Below are 19,631 nucleotides of genomic sequence, written 5' to 3' on the forward strand. Positions count from 1 at the left end.
ACGTGGCGTGTACTTGTATGTAGTACCCGAAATTTACAAATAAGAAATACGGCACAACCATGAAAATCACCATTATCGGCACGGGCTATGTGGGCCTCGTGACCGGCGCCTGCCTGGCGGAACTGGGCAACGACGTCTTTTGCCTCGACCTCGACGTACAGAAGGTCGCCTTGCTCAACAGCGGCGGCATCCCCATCCATGAACCGGGCCTGGAAGAAGTCGTGGCGCGTAACCGTGCCGCCGGCCGCATGACCTTTTCCACCGATGTCGAAGCCGCTGCCGCGCACGGCGTGATGCAATTCATCGCCGTCGGCACGCCGCCCGATGAAGACGGCTCGGCCGACCTGCAATACGTGCTGGCGGCCGCGCGCGGCATCGGCAAGTACATGACGGAATTCAAGGTCATCGTCGACAAGTCGACCGTGCCCGTTGGCACGGCCGAAAAAGTGCGCGCCGCCATCCAGGGCGAACTCGATGCGCGCGGCGTGGCCGCCACGTTCTCGGTGGCGTCGAATCCGGAATTCCTCAAGGAAGGCGCGGCCGTCGAAGACTTCATGCGCCCGGACCGCATCGTCATCGGCGTCGACGCCACGCCGGACGGCGAGCGTGCGCGCGAACTGCTGAAAAGCTTGTACGCGCCGTTCAACCGCAATCACGAACGCACTTACTGGATGGATGTGCGTTCGGCCGAATTCACGAAGTATGCGGCGAACGCCATGCTGGCCACGCGTATTTCCTTCATGAATGAACTGGCCAACCTGGCCGACAAGGTGGGCGTCGATATCGAAGCCGTGCGACACGGCATCGGTTCCGACCCGCGCATCGGCCACAGCTTCCTGTACGCCGGCTGCGGTTATGGCGGTTCCTGCTTCCCGAAAGACGTGCAGGCGCTCGAGCGCACGGCGCGCGGCCATGGCCAGGAATTGCTGATCCTGCGTGCCGTCGAAGCCGTCAATGACCAGCAGAAGCAGGTGCTGGGCCGCAAAGTGGTCACTCGCTTCGGCGAAGATCTGACGGGGCGGCACTTTGCCGTGTGGGGCCTGGCCTTCAAGCCGAATACGGACGACATGCGCGAAGCGTCGGCCCGCGTGCTGCTGGCTGACTTGCTGGGGCGCGGCGCCACCGTGGCCGTGTACGACCCCGTCGCCATGGCCGAGGCGCGCCGCGTGCTGCAACTGGACTTGACGCCGGAGCAATTGGCGAAGGTGCGCTTTGCCGACAGCCCGAAGGATGCGCTGCAGGACGCCGATGCGCTGGTCATCGTGACCGAATGGAAAGCCTTCCGCAGCCCCGACTTCGAGCAGGTCAAGGCGCGCCTGAAGCAGGCCGTGATCTTTGACGGACGCAACCTGTTCGAGCCGGCCGTCATGGCCGAGAATGGCATCGAATACCACGGGATCGGTCGCTCGATCCTGACGCGCGCATGAGCGCCCATGAGGTGCTCGCCTTGACGGCGCCGGCCGCATTGGCCCAGGTACGCCTGCTGGTGGTGGGCGATGTGATGCTGGACCGATACTGGTTCGGCGACGTCAGCCGTATTTCGCCGGAAGCGCCCGTGCCCATCGTGCGCATCGAGAAGCGCGAAGAGCGTCTCGGCGGCGCCGCCAACGTGGCGCGCAATGCGGCCGCGCTGGGAGCGAAGACGAGCTTGCTGGGCGTGGTGGGTGACGACGAGGCGGGCAGCCAGGTTGAGCGCCTGCTCGAAGGCGGCGGCATCCACAGCTATCTGCAGCGCGATGCGGCCATTTCCACCATCATCAAGCTGCGCGTGATCGGCCGCCAGCAGCAGATGCTGCGCATCGACTTCGAGGATGCGCCCAGCGATACGGTGCTGCGTGACAAGCTGGCGCAGTTCAATGCCCTCTTGCCCGATTATGACGTGGTGGTCCTGTCCGACTACGCCAAGGGCAGCCTGGTGAACGTGGCCGAGATGATCAAGGCGGCCCGGGCGGCCGGCAAGATCGTCATGGTTGACCCGAAAGGCGATGATTTCAGCCGCTATTCGGGTGCGTCAGTGCTCACTCCGAACAAGTCCGAACTGCGCCGCGTGATCGGCAACTGGAATACGGAAGAGCAACTCACGGAACGCGCGCAGCAGATGCGCGCGCAGCTGGGCCTGGACGCCTTGCTGCTGACCCGATCGGAAGAAGGCATGAGCCTGTACACGGCCGATGAGGTGTTGCACATGCCGACCGATGCGCGCGAAGTGTTCGACGTCTCGGGCGCCGGCGACACGGTGATCGCCACCATGGCGGCCATGCTGGGCGCCGGCATGAGCCTGGGCGACGCCGTGCGCACGGCCAACCGCGCCGGCGGCATCGTCGTCGGCAAGCTGGGCACGGCCACCGTCACCCGAGAAGAGCTGTTCCCGCAGTAACTATGCCGCTGTATGCCGCATCTCACCTGCGCCAGTCCGTTTGATCTGGCGCAGGTTCTCCTGCCATTCCGCTGTCCCGTCTTGTCAACCGTATCACGCCCCAGCCGTTAAGCCGTTAAGGCGCCGTTCCTCCTTTGCGTTCGAGTCATCTTGAAACCACCTTACGGAGAGATATCCATGTTCAAAAAAATACTGCTGGCCATCGCCACCCTGATCGCGACGATGGGCTTTGCCTTTGCCCAGGTCGATGTCAACAAGGCGGACCAGGCGGCACTCGACAGCGTCAAGGGCATCGGCCCCGTCACGTCGAAAGCCATCGTCGATGAACGCGCCAAGGGCGGCGCCTTCAAGGATTGGGCTGATTTTGAAAGCCGCGTAAAAGGCATCGGTCCGAAAAGTTCCGTGAAACTGTCGGAAGCGGGCTTGCAAGTGAATGGCCAGGCCAAGTCCGGCGCGCCGGCAGCACCCGCCCCGGCGGCGAAAGCTGCCCCGGCAAAAAAGGAAACTGCTGTGAAGGAAGTTGCAGCGAAAGAAGCCGCACCGAAGCCAGCTGCTGCGACCGACACCGCTGCGGCGCCAGCCAAGTCAGCCGCTGAAACGAAGAAAGAAGCTGCCGCCGCGAAGAAAGAAGCCAAGGCCGCTGCTGCTGCCGCGAAGAAAGAAGCCGCCGCCGCCAAGGTGGTGCCTGCCGCAGCGCCGGCTCCTGCTGCTGCCGCGGCCGATGCCGCCCCAGTGAAAACGGCTGCCGAAACGAAGAAGGAAGCTGCTGCCACGAAGAAAGCGGCAACGGCCGCCAAGAAAGAAGCCAAGGCTGCGGAAGCGGCTGCGAAGAAGGAAGCCAAACTGGCCGCTGCCGACGCGAAGAAGGCTGAAGCCGAGAAAAAGTAAGCGTGTTGCTGTGAAGCGTGTTGCGTGGTGGTGCCGCGCAGCACGAGAAGAAAACCCCGTGCGGTACCGGCCGCGCGGGGTTTTTTTCATTCTACGGCCGGGGATTCTGGCTTGCCAGGACGCCTGAATGGCGCAGCCAGTTGTCCTGCCAGCGTCTTCGGCATGGGCGTCTCGATGCCGCAGGCGGCGGGCCAGGCGCGCGGTAAGTGATATGTGCCGAACAGCCGGTCCAGCACGGGTAAAGTAGAGGCGTAGTTGCGGTTGATGTGCTCGAACTTGCTGTGGTGCCAGTGGTGGAAGGCAGGCGTGGCCACCAGCCATTCCAGCGGGCCGAAGCGCCAGCGCAGGTTGGCGTGGATGAAGAAGCCCCAGACGGTGCCGATCAGCAGCAACAGCACGGGGGCGGCGCTGCCTGCCGCGCCGGGACCGGCCAGGCCCAGCAGATACAGGGGTGTCAGACCGAACAGGCGCGTGACGAGCATGTCGACGGGATGGGTGCGCGTATTGGCGAGGAAATACAGCTGTTCCGTGCTGTGGTGCACGGCGTGGTAGCGCCACAGCCATGGTAATTCATGGCTGAGTCTATGTCCCCAGTAAGTGCCGACTTCGCCGATCAGCAAGCCCAGCAAGAGCTTGCCCCACAGGGGCAGGGTAGACAATGTGGCGGGGATGGCGTCCGGCAGCCAGCGCTGGCCAGCGACGGCAATGATGGCCAGCGGCGCGGCCAGCAAGGCGGCCGGCAGCAGGCTGCTGATGAAATAAAAGCCCAGGTCGCTGAACAGTTCCGTACGCGAGCGTCCCGCATGGCGTTCGCCAAAGAAACGCTCGAGCGGCACGAAGATCACGGCCAGCAGCACCAGCCACAGGGTCAGGCGCAGCACGTCGATGGCGATGCCGGGCAGGTGGGTTTGCAAGGTGTGCAGCAGGCTCATCGAAGTATTTCAGTCAACTGGTGAAATGAAAGGCTGAACAAAACCGTAGCGAGCGGATGCGCGGCGTGGCCGAGACGCGCAGCTGTACTGGAGTACAGCGAGCATCGCAGGCTGCGCCCCGTGCCGCGCAGTAGGTTTTGTCAGCCTTTGCGGCGGCGCGCTAGGAAACCGAGCAGCCCCAGGCCACCGATCAGCATGCCCCAGGTCGACGGTTCCGGCACGGCTGACACCAGCGACACGCCGTCGAGCAGCATGAACGGTGGCGCGCCCGTCGGGCTGCCCTTGGCCATGAACGACAGCAATTCGCTGCTGTCCGTGGCCGTGAAGGTCATGCTGGCCTGGTGCCAGCCCGTGAAGCCCTGGCTGACGTTGGCCAGCGATGCCGTCTGCTGCTTGCTGCTGCCCAGCGCAACGTCCCAGTAATTGACGGGATTATCGCCGCGGAAACCCACCTGCTGGCCAGCGCCATACGAAAAGCTCAGGGTGTAGGCTTGGCCGGGGACGAGGCCGCTTACTTGCTGCGTGACGGGGCCGGGAAAGTAATCCCAGTCCGCCGCCAACACATTGCCGCCCGTGGGGCTGACGCCCAGGCCGTTTTGCGGGCCGCGGCCGCTGTAGGAATTCGGGCCCCACAAGGCCAGCGCCGTCGCGGCGTTGGTGTCGTCGATGTTATTGCCGTTCAAGACGAAGTTATAGCCCTTGCTGGACCAGTCGCTCAGGTAGGTGCGGTCCGCGCGGGCATACGTGCCTTCGTTCAGTTGTTTCGAGGTGCCGTTGCTGGTCAGTTCGAAATCGCCATTCTTGACCAGGTTGGTCGTGGCGGCCTGGGCGGCAGTGACGCACAGGGAAGCGGCGGCCAGCGCCAGCAAAGTAGATGTGTTACGCATGATAAAGCTCCAAAAGTGACAGGGTAGTGTTGCAGTCTGTCGGCGAGCTTTTGGCCAACGTTGGATTCAATCGCGGAAGGGGCGAGAAAGGTACTTCAGGGACAGCGGTGGTATCCCGTTGAGGCGATTATAGCAGCGTTTGACAAAACGCCATCTGACATGTCTCGAAAACAACAAATATTTTTAGATGGCAATCTTGTCAGGGTTAAAGTTTTCACACGCCGTGCGCGCCTACAGCTGCGATTCGATCGGCAGCCAGCGCATCACGGACACCAGCATGCGGCGCCAGAAGCCCGCTTCCGGATCGTGCGTCCACACCTTGGCGGGCACTTCGGTGGCGTCGGACCAGCGCAGGGCGCCGTTGTCGAGGAGCAAACGGTAGCTGGTGTCGCTCGCCGTCGAGTGCTGGAACAGCGCGCGCATGTCGTTCGCCAGCGCGGCATCGTCGAACAGCACGCCCATCTCCGTATTCAGCTGGGCCGAGCGGGGATCGAGGTTGAAGGAGCCGACGAAGCCCCGCTGGCCGTCCACCACCATGGCCTTGGTATGCAGGCTGGCGCGGCTCGAGCCCATCAGGCTGATGCGCTTGCGGTGCTGGGTCTTCAATTCAAACAGTTCGATGCCGCCGCCCAGCAGCGCCTGGCGGTAGCGCGCATAGCCCGCATGCACGAGGGCCACGTCGGTGGCGGCCAGCGAGTTGGTCAGTACCTGGACCTGGACGCCGGTGGCAACTTTTTCGCCCAGGGTCTGTGTCAGTTCCGCGCCGGGCACGAAGTATGGCGAGGTCAGCAGCGCTTCCTCGCGCGCTTCCGTCAGCAGGGGCAGCAAGCTGTGCATGAGCCAGTGCTCGCTGCGCTGCAAACTGGCCACGGGTGCGGCTTTTTCCGGCGGATCCGACAATACTTGCACGTGCCCGCTCCAGTGCAGGCGCACGCGGCCATCGAGGTGGGCTTGCAACTGGCCCGCATCCGTCAGCTGCCGCAGGTACGGTGAGGCGCCCAGTTCTCCCGTCAGCGCGTCGAGGCGGGCGCGCACGGCCTGCAGTTCCGCTGCACCCGAGTTCTTGTCGACGTGCAAGGCGCGGATGGGGATGACGGCGCGGCTGTTCCAGAAGCGGTCGAAGATATCGCTCGTCTGCTGCACGGCGGGTCCCACCAGCAGCAAGTCCGCATCCTGGAAATTGACTTGTTCTGCGGCATCGAAATATTCATCGCCGATATTGCGCCCGCCGACGAGGGCGACCCTGCCGTCGACGATCCAGGCCTTGTTGTGCATGCGCCGGTTCAGGCTGAGGGCGCGCAAGGCCATTTCCGTGGCGCGTAACCAGATGCCGTCGCGGTTGCGGCCCGGGTTAAACATGCGCACGTCGATCAGCGGGTGGCTGTCGAGCGCGAGGATGGCGGCATCCTGGCCGCGCGCGTTGATATCGTCGAGCAACACGCGCACACGCACGCCGCGGTCGGCCGCACGCAGCAGCTCGCGCACCAGCAGCCGTCCCGTGACGTCGTTATGCCAGATGTAGTACTGCAGGTCGAGGCTGCGGCCCGCTTCGCGTGCGCTCAGGGCGCGCAGGGCAAACGCTTCCAGATTGTCGTCGATCAGGGCCGTGCCGCTATCGCCTGGCCGTTGCGCCAGTTGCGGCGCCAGCACGCGGTCGAGCAGGGTGGCATCCATCGCCACGGGCAGGGCCGTGCCTGGCGCCCCCAGCGAACGCTCGGCGAAGCGCCCATAGCTGTACAGGGCGGCGATGCTGAGCACAGCAAACAAGGTGGCCAGCAGCAACAATTTGACGAACATGCGGCGCACCGTCAGCGCACCGCGGGCATATTGCGGCGCGGGGAAAGCTTGGCGGTATGGGGCATGCGGATTCTTTCAGCGGGATGGCAACAGCCGATTGTAGCAGTTTCTACAATGCACGATTTTCAGGCGGAGCCAGCCGGCAGCCGCGCCAGGAAGCCGTGAATTTGCGACACCACGGCCGCCCCTTCACCGACGGCGGCGGCCACGCGCTTGGTGGAGCCGGCGCGCACGTCACCGATGGCGAACACGCCCGGCACGCTCGTTTCCAGGGCTGCCCGGTCCGGCAAGTCGGGTGGCGGGTTGGGCAAATGCGCAGCATGGCCGTGGGCGCGGCATTCGGCGCGAGTGACATCGAAGCCCGTGCGGATGAAGCCCTGTTCGTCGACGGCCACGGCACAGTCGTGCAGCCAGTCCGTGTTCGGATCGGCGCCCACAAAAAGAAACACGCGGCGCACGGCGCAGGCGGCTTCCTCGCCCGTGCGGTTGTTGCGCCAGCGCGCCTCCGTCAAGCCGTCGTTGTCGCCTTCGAGGGCGATGATTTCTGTGTGCGTGTGCAAGGTGATGTTGGGCGTGGCGGCGATGCGCTCGATCAAATAGCTCGACATGCTGGCCGCCAGCCCTTCGCCGCGGATCACCATGTGGACCTTGGCGGCGTGACCGGAGAGGAACACGGCCGCCTGGCCGGCCGAATTGCCGCCGCCGACCAGGATGATCTCTTCCTGCCGGCACAGCTTGGCTTCGATGGGCGAGGCCCAGTAATACACGCCCCGTCCCTCATAGGTTTTCAGGTTGGCCAGCGAGGGGCGGCGGTAGCGCGCGCCGCACGACAGCACCACCGTGCGGGCGCGCACCTGCGTGCCGTCGCACAAGTTGACGCGCAGGGGCCAGGTGTCGCACAGCAGGTTGGCGGCGCTGGCCGGCGTGGCGACTTCGACGCCGAACTTTTGCGCCTGCACATAGGCGCGCCCCGCCAGCGCGCGACCGGAGATGCCGGTAGGAAAACCCAGGTAATTTTCGATGCGCGCGCTGGCGCCCGCCTGGCCGCCATACGCGCGCTGTTCCAGCGCCAGCACGGTGAGGCCTTCGGAGGCTGCATACACGGCCGTGGCCAGGCCGGCGGGCCCGGCGCCCACCACCAGCACATCGAAGATCTTGTCACCGGACAAATCGGGCAGCATGCCCAGGCAGCGCCCCAGTTCCGCATTGCCGGGATTCTTCATGATCTTGCCGTCCGGACAGACCACCAGCGGCCAGTCCTGCGGCGTGGGCTGGCAGCGCTCGGCCAGCGCGGCGGCGGCCGCATCGGTGGCCGGGTCGAGCACCGTATGCGGATGGCCATTGCTCGACAGAAAACTTTGCAGGTGGAACAGATTGCCATTGCCGCGCGGTCCCACCAGCACGGGACCGCCGGAATTCGATTCGATCAGCGCCACGCGGCGCAGGATCAGGGCGCGCACGATGCGCTCGCCCATCTCCGCCTCGGCCACGATCAGCGCGCGCAAGGATTCCGAACTGATGTCGAGCAATTCCACGGCGCCCACGGCGCTGCCGTTGACGAGGGTGGGGCGGCCGGACAATTGCGCCACCTCGGCAATGAAGTGGCCGACGCCCACTTCGCGCAACAGCGACGCCTGCCCCAGCACTTCGTGGCGCTTGATGCTGACCCGCCCGGACAGTATCACCAGCATGCCGAAGCTGCTGCTGCCCGCCTCGAACAGCGTATCGCCATCGGCAAAGCGCTGCAGCGTGCCATAGCGCTGCAAGCGCTGCAGTTCGAGCCCATTGAAGACGGGCGAGATCTGGTGGCTGCGGCCCTGCAAGTCGAGCGTGGCGAACTGGACGGGATCGTCCTGCGTCGTTTCGGGAATGAATTCGGGTGTGCTGCTGGCCATGGCGAGTCCGTTCGGAGGCTGAATAAGCAAATAACAAAAATAACTAACAGTGACGAGTCTAGCGCATGCGGCGCGCGCCTGCCGCAATACCCCTTGTGTACGCCCGGAAATGGCGGCGCGGCAGGCGCCATGCCGCATGTGGCGGCGCAGCAAGGGGCGCGCGCGGGCCAGGCTGCTGGAGCCGATCAGCGATACGCAGGCCGGCATCTCATATTAGAATGGGTCTTTGTTGAACCTACTCAAACAGACACGATGGCTTACAAGACACTTGAAGATACGATAGGCAATACTCCGCTGGTGCAGCTGACGCGCTTGCCGGGTGCCGATGCGCTTGCGCGCAACAACGTCATCCTGGGCAAGCTGGAAGGCAATAATCCGGCAGGCTCCGTGAAGGACCGCGCCGCCATGTCCATGCTCAAGCGCGCTGAAGAGCGCGGCGTCATCAAGCCGGGCGATACCCTGATCGAAGCGACCAGCGGCAATACCGGCATCGCGCTGGCCATGGCCGCCGCCTTGCGCGGCTACAAGATGCTGCTCTTGATGCCGGACAATCTCAGCGTGGAGCGCCGCCAGAGCATGGCTGCCTACGGCGCCGACATTTTATTGACGCCGAAGACGGGCGGCATGGAATATGCGCGCGACCTGGCCGAGCAGATGCAGAAGGATGGCCGTGGCGTGATCCTCGACCAGTTCGCCAACGAAGACAATTCGCGCGCCCACTATGAAAGCACGGGGCCGGAAATCTGGCGCGATACGAATGGCCAGGTTACGCATTTCGTCAGCGCCATGGGCACGACGGGCACCATCATGGGCGTATCGCGCTACTTGAAAGAGCAGAATCCCGCCATCCAGATCATCGGCGCCCAGCCCGAGGAAGGTTCGCAGATTCCCGGCATCCGCAAGTGGCCGGAAGCATACTTGCCGAAAATCTACGACAAGTCGCGCGTGGACCAGGTGGAATACGTGAGCCAGGGCGTGGCCGAGCGCATGGCGCGCAGCCTGGCGGCGGAAGAGGGCTTGTTCTGCGGCATCTCGGCAGCCGGCGCGTGCGAAATCGCGCTGCGCATTTCACAGACGGTGGAAAACGCGACGATCGTGTTTGTCGTGTGCGATCGCGGCGACCGCTATCTCTCGACCGGAGTCTTTCCTGCTTGATAGTTGATACGGGAAAATAATGTCGGCCAGAACGGCCTGGGAACTGCTGGAAATACCCCCTCCCCATGGCGGGGAGGGAAAACCTGCGAAACTGGCAGGATCAGCCTTGTGGCGTTTCGCCTTCTTTTGGCTTGAATTGCTTGTCGCTGATGCGGAATTTGTTACGACGGTCACCCATCAGGTAACGCAGGTCGCGGATGCTCAGGTCGCTGACTTCGTGCATGCGGATCAGCAGCGATGCGCCGACCGGCAGGCGGTGGTGGCGGATTTTGCTGATGACTGGTGGCGCTACTTCCAGCGCGCGGGACAAGGCTGCGTCGTTTTTCAGGCGCAGGTTTTCGATCAGGGTATCGAGCAATCTGTTTGGGTTGTATTGAAGCAGATCGTCGGAGTCCGAATCGCTGTTCATATCAATGCCGACTTGGTTTGTCATGATGTTATTGTTCCTTCTGTAGTTGCACTGCAAAGTAAAAAACACTCGGAGCTCGCTCTTGCTGCGTTCATGTTCATTCTTTACTAAAAGGAACGAATTCACACACGGTACGATCCGGGATACAGTTTTTCGTAATATATACACAATTGTACAACAGGATTCAATTTCAGGCCGGAAAGCCCAGTAATCTTGCTTTGTACAAAATAGGTGTTGTCTTGTTGCAACACCTATTTATTCTTTATTATGCTCTATAATAGAACAAAAATTGTACTTTGACAAAAGTTAAGTATAAAACCATTTCCGTATTCCGTGCCGCACAAAGGCTGGCGAGCAAGGCTGGCACATGTTATCGGCCCTACCATAGACTTGTTTTCTGGTCGCTTCAACATCCCTTACGCTTTCTTACAAGTAATATTATAACTTTACACCGACTTTCGGTTAGCGTGCGCGCACTTGACTGATGGCCTTGCCCAAGTCGATGACTGACATGGCATAAAAATAACTTCTGTTGTACTGAGTTATAGCAAAGAAGTTATTGGTTGCCAAGTGATACTCAGTTGCTTCTGAACCATTTTGCAGATCGATCAGGCCGAACAGCATGTTCTGGGGCGTGGACGGGGCGGCACTCACGCCCGCCTCCTGCAATTCCGCCAGCCGGTACTTCGCTTGCAAGCCCTGGCCGATGAACTTTTCCCAGGCGCGGCTGGCCGACACGGTGACGGAATACGTGCTGATGGCCGGATCGTCGCGCCGCCAGCCGTGTTCGACGAGGAAATGCGCGACGCTGCCGATGGCGTCGGCCGTGGAATTGCGCAGGTCGATGTGACTATCGCCATCAAAGTCCACCGCATATTTCATGATGCTGCTCGGCATGAACTGGGGCAGGCCGATGGCGCCCGCATACGAGCCAAGCAGAGTCAAGGGATCGATGCCATCCTTGCGCGCGTACAGCAGCGCGTTTTCCAGTTCTCCCTTGAAAAACTCCATGCGCGCGGCGCGGGTCGGGCTTTCCGGGTAGGAAAACGCAAGGGTCGTCAGCGCGTCGAGCACGCGGAAACGGCCCGTGTTGCGTCCGTAAACAGTTTCCACGCCGATGATGCCGACGATGATCTCGGCCGGCACGCCATATTCGCGTTCGGCGCGCGTCAGCGCGTCCGCGTTCTCTTCCCAGAATTTCACGCCCGCATTGATGCGTACCGGCTCGATGAAGCGGGCGCTGTACGCTTGCCAGTTCTTCGGCTTGCCCGGCGGGGCCGGCTTCATCAGTTGCACGGTCGACTCGACATAGCGCACCTTGCCGATCAGGGTATCGAGTTCGGCGCGGTTAAAGCCGTGCTTGGCGGACATCTCGTCGAGGAAGGCGCGTACTTCCTTCCAGTTGGCATAGTCGACAAATTCGCCTTCGAAGTCGAATTTCGCCGGTGCTTTTTTTGCGGCTGCCTTGACGGGAGGCGCCTTGGCCGCGCGCACGGCACGGGCCCGGTCAGCAGCGGAAATATTGCTGTTTTCGCCAGCGTGCGCGGTGGACAGGCACAAGGGAAGGGAGAGGAGCAGGGACAGGGCGGAGGTTTTGATCGGTAACAAGGAGCGTCTCATCGGCATTGGGTTAACAGGCGGCGCAAGCTGCGCCGCGCGTGGAATTGTTCGTCTGGGTTGGCATTACCATACTTCATCGCGGCATAGATTGCCAGAAACTGTGCGATGGCGGCGTGCGCCTCCTGTGTGGCCTTGCCTGCGGCCAACCGCGCAGCATAACCGTGCGGGCCTTCATGCGGCGCACGGCTGTAGCCGCGCCGCGCCTGCTGCTGGCAAAACTGTACGTACAGGGCGTCGAGCGGATTGCCTTGCCGCACCTGCCGCCACCAGACCAGCGCGCCAGCCGCGGCGGCCAGCAGGGCCAGCACGGCGCAAGCGAGTGCCAGCTTTTTCGCTGGCACGTTTTTCAAGCCATCGAGCATGGCACGCTGGCGTTGCGGCGTGGTGTCGAGCACCCAGCGGCTCCAGGCTTGCTCGGCCTGCTGCCATTGCTGGCGCCACGCGGCCACCGCCCCGTGCGCGCCGCCATCGAGGCCGGCCAAGGCGCGCCATGCCGTCAGCGGCGACGGCGCCGGCGGCAGGGCCGCGTCGAGGTTGCGTTCCGTGCGCAGGGGCGCGACGGCGCTGGTGGGATCGATACGCACCCAGCCCCGACCCGCCAGCCACACTTCGCTCCAGGCATGGGCGTCGGACTGGCGCACGTTCAGGCTGTTGTCCGTACCGTTGCGCAGGCCGCCCTGGTAGCCCGTGACGACGCGCGCGGGAATGCCCATCGCGCGCATCAGCACGACAAAGCTGCCCGCGTAATGTTCGCAAAAGCCCGCCTGCGTGGTGAACAGGAAGTCGTCGACGCCATGCTTGCCCAGCAGTGGCGGCTGCAGGGTGTAGCGGAAGGGCGCGCGGCGGAAGTGCTCAAGCACGGCGGCGATGGCGTCGGCGGGTGCCAGCGCCTGCGCGCCCTGGCCGCGCAGGGCGCGGGCCCAGGCCACGCTGCGTGGATTGCTGCCTGCGGGCAAGGCCAGCCATGGCTGTTGCTGGGCCAAAGACAGGCCGGCTTGCAAACGGTAGCGGGGCAGGGAACTGACGCGGTAACGGACGGTCGAAGTAATAGGTTGTATGGTCAGCACTTCCAGCGCGGACGACACGACATACGGGTTGCCGGGCAGGCGTTCGATGCTGCGCGGTACGTCGAGCGCGAAGATGCGCCGCTGGCCGCTTGCTTGCAAGGTCACTTCGTATTGGCTGGGCTGGCCTTCCAGCGCGATGTCTATCCGGTTGTCGCTGGCTGGCGCGCGTCCCTTCGCGCCCCGGCGCGTCCAGGTGGCGCCGTCGAAGTCACCCAGCACCACGCCGCGCCAGTACAGCTGGTCTTGCGGCGGGAGTGGTGTACTGAATCGGGCCGTGAAGACGGGTTCGCTGGACAGGGCCAGCGAGGCGATGGCGCCCGGCTGCATGCTGTCGGACAAGCCCGTGCGCGCCTGTGCGCCTTCTGGCGCCGTCCCCCACAAGGGGCCGTCGACGCGCGGCACGGCAAGAAACAGTACGGCCGACAGGGGGATGGCCAGCGCCAGCATGCGTCCCAGCAAACTTAACCTTTGCGCCAGGCGCGGCTGCACGGCGCCGTATTGGGCCGACAGCAGGCCGGTCAGCAGGACGATGACGGTGGCCAGCATCCAGGCGGCGCTGAGGATGCCTTGCGCATGAAAGAAGTTCGCCAGCAGGAGGAAAAAACTGAGGAAGACGAAGACGAAGATGTCGCGCCGGCCATGCATTTCCAGCGATTTCAAGGCCAGCAGCAAGGCCAGCATGGCCACGCCCGCATCGCGCCCCAGCACGGTGCCGTAGCTGGCGTGGACGGCGGCGATGCCCAGCAAGGCCAGCGGCGCGAGCACGGCCAGCTGCGGCTGGCGCCGGCCCCGCACGGTGATGATGGCGCGCCACAGCAGGAGGGCGGCAGCGGCGGCCGACAGCCATGGGGGCAGGTGCAGCGCGTGCGGCGCCAGCACCATGGCGGCAGCCAGCAACAGCAGCACGATGTCGGCCTTGTCGCGTGGCAAGTTGGTCAGCCATTGCCTCATGCCATGGCCTCATGTTGCGGCAACTCCTGTGGAAAATCGCGCGGCAAATCATACAGGGCCAGCGCGCGCAGGCAGGCGTCGCGCTGGCTGGCGCCCAGGGCCGGCGCCAAAGTCAGCTTGCCCAGGCGCAAACCGTACGGCAAGCCCGTGCGTTCCGCCTGCAGCACCCAGGCGGCCAGGCGCGACAAACGCGCTTCCGGCGCCAGCATGTGCAGGGCGGCGTACTCAAGCACGATGCTGCCACGGTCTGTGCCGACCTGCGCGTCGGCGGCGAGTTGGAATTGCTTGCTGAATAAATGCTCACCGTCATGGCGGGCGATCTGGCGCCAGGCCAGGCGGCGCAAGGGGTCGCCCGGCTGGTAGGCGCGCACACCCGCCAGTTCCAAGGCGCCATCGGACGTGCGTGGTTGTTGTGGTGTCTGCTTTGCCGGCTGTTCTGTCCCTGCAGGCAAGGGCAACGACGGCGCGTTGTGTTCGGGCTGCGGATACACGAGCAGGCGCGCTTCGGGCTGCCAATGGCACCAGGCGAGAAACAGGCCCAGCGGGAAACTGCCGGACAGGCGCACGGAGGGCGCAGCTAGCCATCCGCGTTGCCGCGCCGCTACGACGATATGAATGGCCGTTTCTCCGTGGGCATCGATATCGGCCAGGCCGGGTGCCGCCGTTGAACCGTGCACGGCCACGTGGATCACATGGCGCGGGCGCGTGCTGCGGTTGATCAGGCGCAAGGTGAACGTGGCGTGGCTACCCGCGAACACGGACTTGCCCGGCGTGGCGGCCAGCGCCAGGCCCGCCAGGTTACGGCTGGCAAACAGCATGTCGGCGATGGCGCAGGCGGCCGCGAAATACGTGAGCGCGTAGCCCAGGCCTAGGCGGTAATTGACGGCGGCGATCCACAGCGCCAGCAGCAGCGCGGCAAACGCCAGGCCCGCGCGCGAGGGGCGTATATGCACGCGCTGCGCGCCCAGCCAGGGGCGCGCCGGCAGCCAGCGGATAGTGCGCAGGCGCACGGCGGTCAGACGGGGGTTGCCAGCAGCAATTGCTGCAGCAGGTGGTGGCTGTCCGTGGATCCTTGCGCCGCATGCAGGCGGTGGGCGCAGACGGGTAATAGCACGGCTTGTACATCGTCGGGCGTGACGTGGTCGCGTCCGGCCAGGGCGGCCCAGGCGCGCGCCGCTTGCAGCAGGGCCAGCGCGGCCCGCGGGCTCAGGCCATCGGCAAACACGCCTGGCACGCGGGTGGCATGCACGAGGGACAGCACGTAGTCGACGACGGCGATCGAGGCGTGGATGGCGCGCAGACCCGCTTGCGCCTGCAGCAATTCTTCCGCGTTCATGACGGCCGGCAAGGTTTGCAGCATGGCGCGGCGGTCGGCACCCAGCAGCAGTTCCCGTTCGGCCGCCGCATCGGGGTAGCCCAGGGTGACGCACATGAGAAAACGGTCGAGCTGCGATTCGGGCAGGGGGAAGGTGCCCAGTTGGTGCGCGCAGTTTTGTGTGGCGATGACGAAAAACGGCTGCGGCAGCGCGCGCGTGACGCCGTCGAGCGTCACTTGACGCTCTTCCATCGCTTCGAGCAAGCCCGATTGCGTCTTCGGCGTGGCGCGGTTGATTTCGTCGGCCAGCAGCACCTGGGTAAACAGGGGGCCGGGATGAAAGAGGAAGCTGGCGCTGCCCCGGTCATACACGCTCATGCCGGCCACGTCGGCAGGCAGTAAGTCGCTGGTGAATTGCTGGCGCTTCCATTGCAGGCCCAGCGAGATGGCCAGCGCGTGCGCCAGCGTTGTCTTGCCCACGCCGGGCACGTCTTCGATCAGCAGGTGGCCGCCGGCCAGCACGCAGGCGAGGGCCTGGCGGATCTGCAAGTGTTTGCCGACGAGAACTTCGCCGATCTGCTGTGCGGCCTGGTGTATTTTCGAAAACATGCTATTTCTATCACAGTAAGTCGGATTATTTAATTTACAATCGCTTTGGCCAGGTCAAGCCGTGCCGCCCGCCCGTGTCGTGCACGTGGTAGATTAGAGTGGCAGCGACGGCGGCCCAGACCAGCCAGTGATTTTATGCGAGAACGCGCAGGGCGAACAGGAATGCCATGCAGTGTTCCCGGAGAATGGACAGAGACATAGGTAACCAGTACAGCGCATGAGCACAGCCATTTATACCCATCCCGATTGCCAGCGCCACGAAATGGGCGACTGGCATCCCGAATCGCCGGCCCGCTTGCAGGCCATCAACGATCAATTGATCCTCGCGCACATCAGCGACCTGGTCGAGCACCGCGATGGCGTGCGCGCGCAATTGTCCGATATCGAGCGCAACCACAGCGCCACGGCTATCGGCCTCGTGCGCGACAACGTGCCACCGGCCGGTGACTATTACCCGCTCGACGGCGATACCCTGCTCAACGCGCACAGCTACGAGGCGGCGCTGGCCGCCGCCGGTTCGGCTGTGGCCGCCACGGACGCCGTCATTGACGGCGAGATCAGCAACGCTTTTTGCGCGATCCGCCCGCCCGGCCACCATGCACGGCCCAGCGAGCCCATGGGCTTTTGCCTGTTCAACAATGTCGCCATCGCCGCCAAGCATGCGCTCGACGTGCGCGGGCTCGAACGGGTCGCCATCGTCGATTTCGACGTGCATCATGGCAATGGCACGGCCGAGTCCGTGGCGCACGATCCGCGCATCCTGATGGTCAGCTTTTTCCAGCACCCGTTCTATCCGTACAGCGACGTGGAATCGTATACGGACACGCGCGTCAATGTGCCCGTACCGGCCCGTTCGAAGGGTGATGCCGTGCGCCAGCTGGTGCTCGACCACTGGCTGCCTGCGCTGCACCGACAGCAGCCGCAGATGATTTTCATTTCCGCCGGTTTCGATGCCCACCGCGAAGACGACGTGGGCGGCATGGGCCTGGTGGAGGCCGACTACACGTGGATGACGCAGCAAATGATGGCCGTGGCCAATCAGTATGGCAAGGGCCGCATCGTCAGTTGCCTCGAAGGGGGCTACAACCTGTCATCCCTGGGCCGCAGCGTGGCGGCGCACGTGAAGGCGCTGGCGGAGCTGTAATGGTTGCGCTGTAACGGTTGAGTTATAACTACAGCAAGCTGGGGCGGCTGCGGGAATTCGTGTGGCGGTGCGTCTGGTAGTCGAGCGCGTCGCCAGCCATGAAGCGGCGCCAGGCTTGCGTGTAGACGAGCGATGATTTATCCGCATCGAAGCTGTCGAGCTGCAACATGTCGCGGTGGTGCTTGATTTCATTGACCAATTGGTCATACAGCACTTGCAAGCCATAGCTGTCGGCGCTCTGGCGCTTCAACCGTTCTTCCAGCTGCGCTACTTGCCCCTGCAACTGCAGGGATTCCTTCTTCCACTGCAACAGGCTGCCATTGCGCGGCACGCGCTTGGGCGCCGCCTTGGCCGGGCGCGAGCTGCCACGTTCGCATTCCCCGTGTACCGCTGGCGCCGTGCCAGTGTGTTCCATCATCATATCGAGCTATTCCCATCGCGTATCTCCCGGAGCCAGCCTGGAAAATAATTGCTTTTCATTTAAGAGGCGATATTAGAGCATACTTTTTTGTTTCTTTCAGTAAATATAAGAATCCATGTGGAAATATTTGACCTGGCTGCGCGAGCGGTGCCTTTACTGGCGCTGCGCCGCCTGCAAGGGCGCAGCCGGGGCGGCTCCAGCCATTTTTCCATCGTCGGCATAGGTCAGGGTCAGCAGGGTATTGTCGTCCCAGTTCACGTCATGCAGCGGTGGCACGTAGCGCTGCCGGTCTTGCGTGACGCGGATGTCCAGCGTGCGCTCGCCCGAGCGCGCCTGCACGGCAAGCAGCTTGCGCACGACGGGAAACGGCACGTGGATCAGCGATGAGTGGCACGGCCCGCCTGCCAGGCGGAACAGGTTGCGCCGCACAAAAGACAGCTCATCCTGCTCGACGGCCCAGCGGATTTCGCATTCCAGGCGCAAGTCGCCCAGCCGGCGCACGTTCTGCGGCAAGCCCGGCGTGTGGATGTCGGCGCGCCAGCGCAAGGTGTCGCGCTTCTTGTTGCTGACCAGGTCGGCATTCGCATCGTAGGCGGTCTTGTCGCGCGACAAGGTGAAGCCGCCGTCCGCTGCCAGCGGCACGGGGATCGACAGGTTGTCGGCCGACAGGTGCAAGGTCACGCCATCGAGCCTGGCCTGGGGCGTGGCGGGGATCAGCATGAAGCGCAGCGGCGCGCCCGGCGCCAGGCGCTGGTGGTCGGCATATGCGTCGAGTCCCCTGAGCATGGTGCGGTAGGGACGCAGGTCGGGATCGCGCGTGCTTTGCACGTCGACAATCTGTTGCATTTCCTGGTTCACCGGGTCGCCCGGCGCCGCTGCTTGTTGCTGGGCCATGACGGGCAGCAGGCAGGCGTAGAGGGCGGCGAGGAGGCAGAAGCGGGGAAGATGCATGGAATGCGTGCCAGGTTAAGCTTGCGATGGGGAAACCCGTCCAGGCTGGACGGACTGCGGATCTTATCATTCATGTAACTGCCAAATTATCACCAATTGTCTCGTTCATGTCGCACGGCTGGCGTTGGCGGCGGAAAATGGGACGTCGTGGCGGCAACCACGTAAAATAGCGGATTGACCGAACGATTTTGAAAGCAAGAGCATGGCGATACAATGGTACCCAGGACACATGAACGCGGCCCGCAAGAAAGCGGCCGAGACCATGGAAAACACCGATCTGGTGATTGAAGTGGTGGACGCGCGCCTGCCGGCAGCCAGCTGCAATCCCATGGTGGACGAGCTGCGCCTGTTCCGCCAGCGCCCTTGCCTGAAAATCCTCAACAAGACCGACCTGGCCGATCCTGCCGCGACAGCCGCCTGGGTGGCCTATTTCAATGCCCAGGAAGGCGTGACCGCGTATGCGATGACGACCAAGAAGCCGGGCGACGTGGCGCGCATTCCGGACCTGGCCAAATCGCTGGCGCCGCACCGCGGCGTGCCAACGAAACCGCTGCGCATCATGATCATGGGCATCCCCAACGTGGGCAAGTCGACCTTGATGAACGCGTTGCTGAAAAAGCGCGTGGCCAAGGTGGGCGACGAGCCGGCTGTTACAAAGATGCAGCAAAAGCTGTACTTGGACAAGAACACCATCCTCGTCGACACCCCCGGCATGCTGTGGCCGAAGATCGCCATCCCGAGCGACGGCCTGATGCTGGCGGCCAGCCACGCCATCGGCTCGAACGCACTGATCGAAGAGGAAGTGGCCGTATTCCTGGCCGAAGAATTGCTCAAGCGCTACCCGGACTTGCTGGCGACCCGCTACGGCACCAAGGTCGATGAAGTCGACGCCATCGGCGTGGTCGAAGGCATCGCCGCCAAGCGCGGCTTCCGCATCAAGGGCGGTGACTACGATTTCGAGAAAGCCTCGCATACCTTGCTGCTCGACTACCGCAGCGGCATCCTCGGACGTATCTCTCTGGAAACGCCGGACACGCGCGCTGCCTTGCTGGCCCAGCACGCGGCTGAAATGGCGGAAAAAGCGGCCAAGGCAGCGGAGATTGCTGCCGAGAAGGCGAAGAATGCGGCGCGCGGCAAGCGCGGCACGTAAGTTACCGCTTCAGCATGAAAAAAGCGCCGCGACAGCAATGTCGCGGCGCTTTTTTCATGTGCT

General features: G+C 63.6%; 17 protein-coding genes. 6 read left to right on the forward strand and 11 right to left on the reverse strand.

Annotated features, from left to right (window positions below; all coding sequences use genetic code 11):
* The first annotated feature begins 59 nt into the window (after positions 1-59).
* The 3 genes from SJI03_RS14045 (at position 60) to SJI03_RS14055 (ending at position 3,265) form a co-directional block, all read left to right on the forward strand.
* Entirely contained in the window at positions 60-1,427 is a 1,368-nt protein-coding gene (locus SJI03_RS14045) for a UDP-glucose dehydrogenase family protein (protein ID WP_099378895.1), read from the forward strand.
* Positions 1,424-2,377 (forward strand): D-glycero-beta-D-manno-heptose-7-phosphate kinase, encoded by a 954-nt coding sequence (rfaE1, locus tag SJI03_RS14050; RefSeq protein WP_322427584.1) that lies wholly within the window; start codon positions 1,424-1,426, stop codon positions 2,375-2,377. The genes SJI03_RS14045 and rfaE1 overlap by 4 nt, the downstream gene beginning before the upstream one ends.
* A 177-nt stretch (positions 2,378-2,554) precedes the next feature.
* On the forward strand, positions 2,555-3,265 hold the full coding sequence (locus tag SJI03_RS14055) for a ComEA family DNA-binding protein (protein ID WP_322427585.1): 711 nt from the start codon (positions 2,555-2,557) through the stop codon (positions 3,263-3,265).
* Between the two features lie 86 nt (positions 3,266-3,351).
* Here the strand turns inward: SJI03_RS14055 and SJI03_RS14060 are convergent, their stop codons facing one another.
* The 4 genes from SJI03_RS14060 to SJI03_RS14075 form a co-directional block, all read right to left on the reverse strand.
* Positions 3,352-4,197 (reverse strand): sterol desaturase family protein, encoded by an 846-nt coding sequence (locus SJI03_RS14060; RefSeq protein WP_322427586.1) that lies wholly within the window; start codon positions 4,195-4,197, stop codon positions 3,352-3,354.
* A 140-nt stretch (positions 4,198-4,337) separates the two neighbouring features.
* A complete protein-coding gene (locus SJI03_RS14065; RefSeq protein ID WP_322427587.1) occupies positions 4,338-5,084 on the reverse strand; it encodes a PEPxxWA-CTERM sorting domain-containing protein in 747 nt (248 codons plus the stop codon).
* 231 nt (positions 5,085-5,315) lie between these two features.
* The gene (locus SJI03_RS14070; RefSeq protein WP_322427588.1) at positions 5,316-6,881 is read right to left on the reverse strand and encodes a phospholipase D family protein; all 1,566 of its coding nucleotides are present in this window, start codon (positions 6,879-6,881) and stop codon (positions 5,316-5,318) included.
* A 125-nt stretch (positions 6,882-7,006) separates the two neighbouring features.
* Complete coding sequence (locus tag SJI03_RS14075; RefSeq protein ID WP_322427589.1) at positions 7,007-8,776, reverse strand: FAD-dependent oxidoreductase; 1,770 nt, start codon at positions 8,774-8,776, stop codon at positions 7,007-7,009.
* A 252-nt stretch (positions 8,777-9,028) separates the two neighbouring features.
* On the opposite strand from SJI03_RS14075, the gene cysM reads away from it, so the two are divergent.
* Positions 9,029-9,931: a cysteine synthase CysM gene (gene cysM / locus SJI03_RS14080; protein ID WP_035825682.1), complete on the forward strand. Its 903-nt coding sequence runs from the start codon at positions 9,029-9,031 to the stop codon at positions 9,929-9,931.
* A 100-nt stretch (positions 9,932-10,031) separates the two neighbouring features.
* On the opposite strand, the gene SJI03_RS14085 is transcribed toward cysM, so the two are convergent.
* The 5 genes from SJI03_RS14085 to SJI03_RS14105 form a co-directional block, all read right to left on the reverse strand.
* Positions 10,032-10,364: a hypothetical protein gene (locus SJI03_RS14085; protein ID WP_034751784.1), complete on the reverse strand. Its 333-nt coding sequence runs from the start codon at positions 10,362-10,364 to the stop codon at positions 10,032-10,034.
* Positions 10,365-10,802: 438 nt separating this feature from the next.
* On the reverse strand, positions 10,803-11,948 hold the full coding sequence (gene mltB, locus SJI03_RS14090) for a lytic murein transglycosylase B (protein WP_322427590.1): 1,146 nt from the start codon (positions 11,946-11,948) through the stop codon (positions 10,803-10,805).
* An 8-nt stretch (positions 11,949-11,956) separates the two neighbouring features.
* Positions 11,957-13,978 carry a DUF3488 and transglutaminase-like domain-containing protein gene (locus tag SJI03_RS14095; protein WP_322427591.1) on the reverse strand — a complete coding sequence of 674 codons (2,022 nt, stop codon included), beginning with the start codon at positions 13,976-13,978 and terminating at the stop codon, positions 11,957-11,959.
* Entirely contained in the window at positions 13,975-14,988 is a 1,014-nt protein-coding gene (locus tag SJI03_RS14100; protein WP_322427592.1) for a DUF58 domain-containing protein, read from the reverse strand. Before SJI03_RS14100 ends, SJI03_RS14095 begins: the two co-directional genes overlap by 4 nt.
* Before the next feature lie 5 nt (positions 14,989-14,993).
* A complete protein-coding gene (locus SJI03_RS14105; protein ID WP_322427593.1) occupies positions 14,994-15,902 on the reverse strand; it encodes an AAA family ATPase in 909 nt (302 codons plus the stop codon).
* Positions 15,903-16,119: 217 nt separating this feature from the next.
* Here SJI03_RS14105 and SJI03_RS14110 point away from each other — a divergent pair, with 217 nt between their 5' ends.
* On the forward strand, positions 16,120-17,046 hold the full coding sequence (locus SJI03_RS14110) for a histone deacetylase family protein (protein WP_099378906.1): 927 nt from the start codon (positions 16,120-16,122) through the stop codon (positions 17,044-17,046).
* Between the two features lie 28 nt (positions 17,047-17,074).
* Here SJI03_RS14110 and SJI03_RS14115 read toward each other — a convergent pair whose 3' ends face one another.
* The gene (locus tag SJI03_RS14115) at positions 17,075-17,467 is read right to left on the reverse strand and encodes a hypothetical protein (protein ID WP_099378907.1); all 393 of its coding nucleotides are present in this window, start codon (positions 17,465-17,467) and stop codon (positions 17,075-17,077) included.
* A gap of 153 nt (positions 17,468-17,620) precedes the next feature.
* On the reverse strand, positions 17,621-18,418 hold the full coding sequence (locus SJI03_RS14120; RefSeq protein ID WP_322427594.1) for a hypothetical protein: 798 nt from the start codon (positions 18,416-18,418) through the stop codon (positions 17,621-17,623).
* A gap of 229 nt (positions 18,419-18,647) precedes the next feature.
* Here SJI03_RS14120 and ylqF point away from each other — a divergent pair, with 229 nt between their 5' ends.
* On the forward strand, positions 18,648-19,568 hold the full coding sequence (gene ylqF / locus SJI03_RS14125; protein WP_035825692.1) for a ribosome biogenesis GTPase YlqF: 921 nt from the start codon (positions 18,648-18,650) through the stop codon (positions 19,566-19,568).
* Positions 19,569-19,631 lie beyond the last annotated feature (63 nt).

The organism is Janthinobacterium sp. GMG1 (assembly GCF_034427795.1).
Classification (GTDB): domain Bacteria; phylum Pseudomonadota; class Gammaproteobacteria; order Burkholderiales; family Burkholderiaceae_D; genus Janthinobacterium.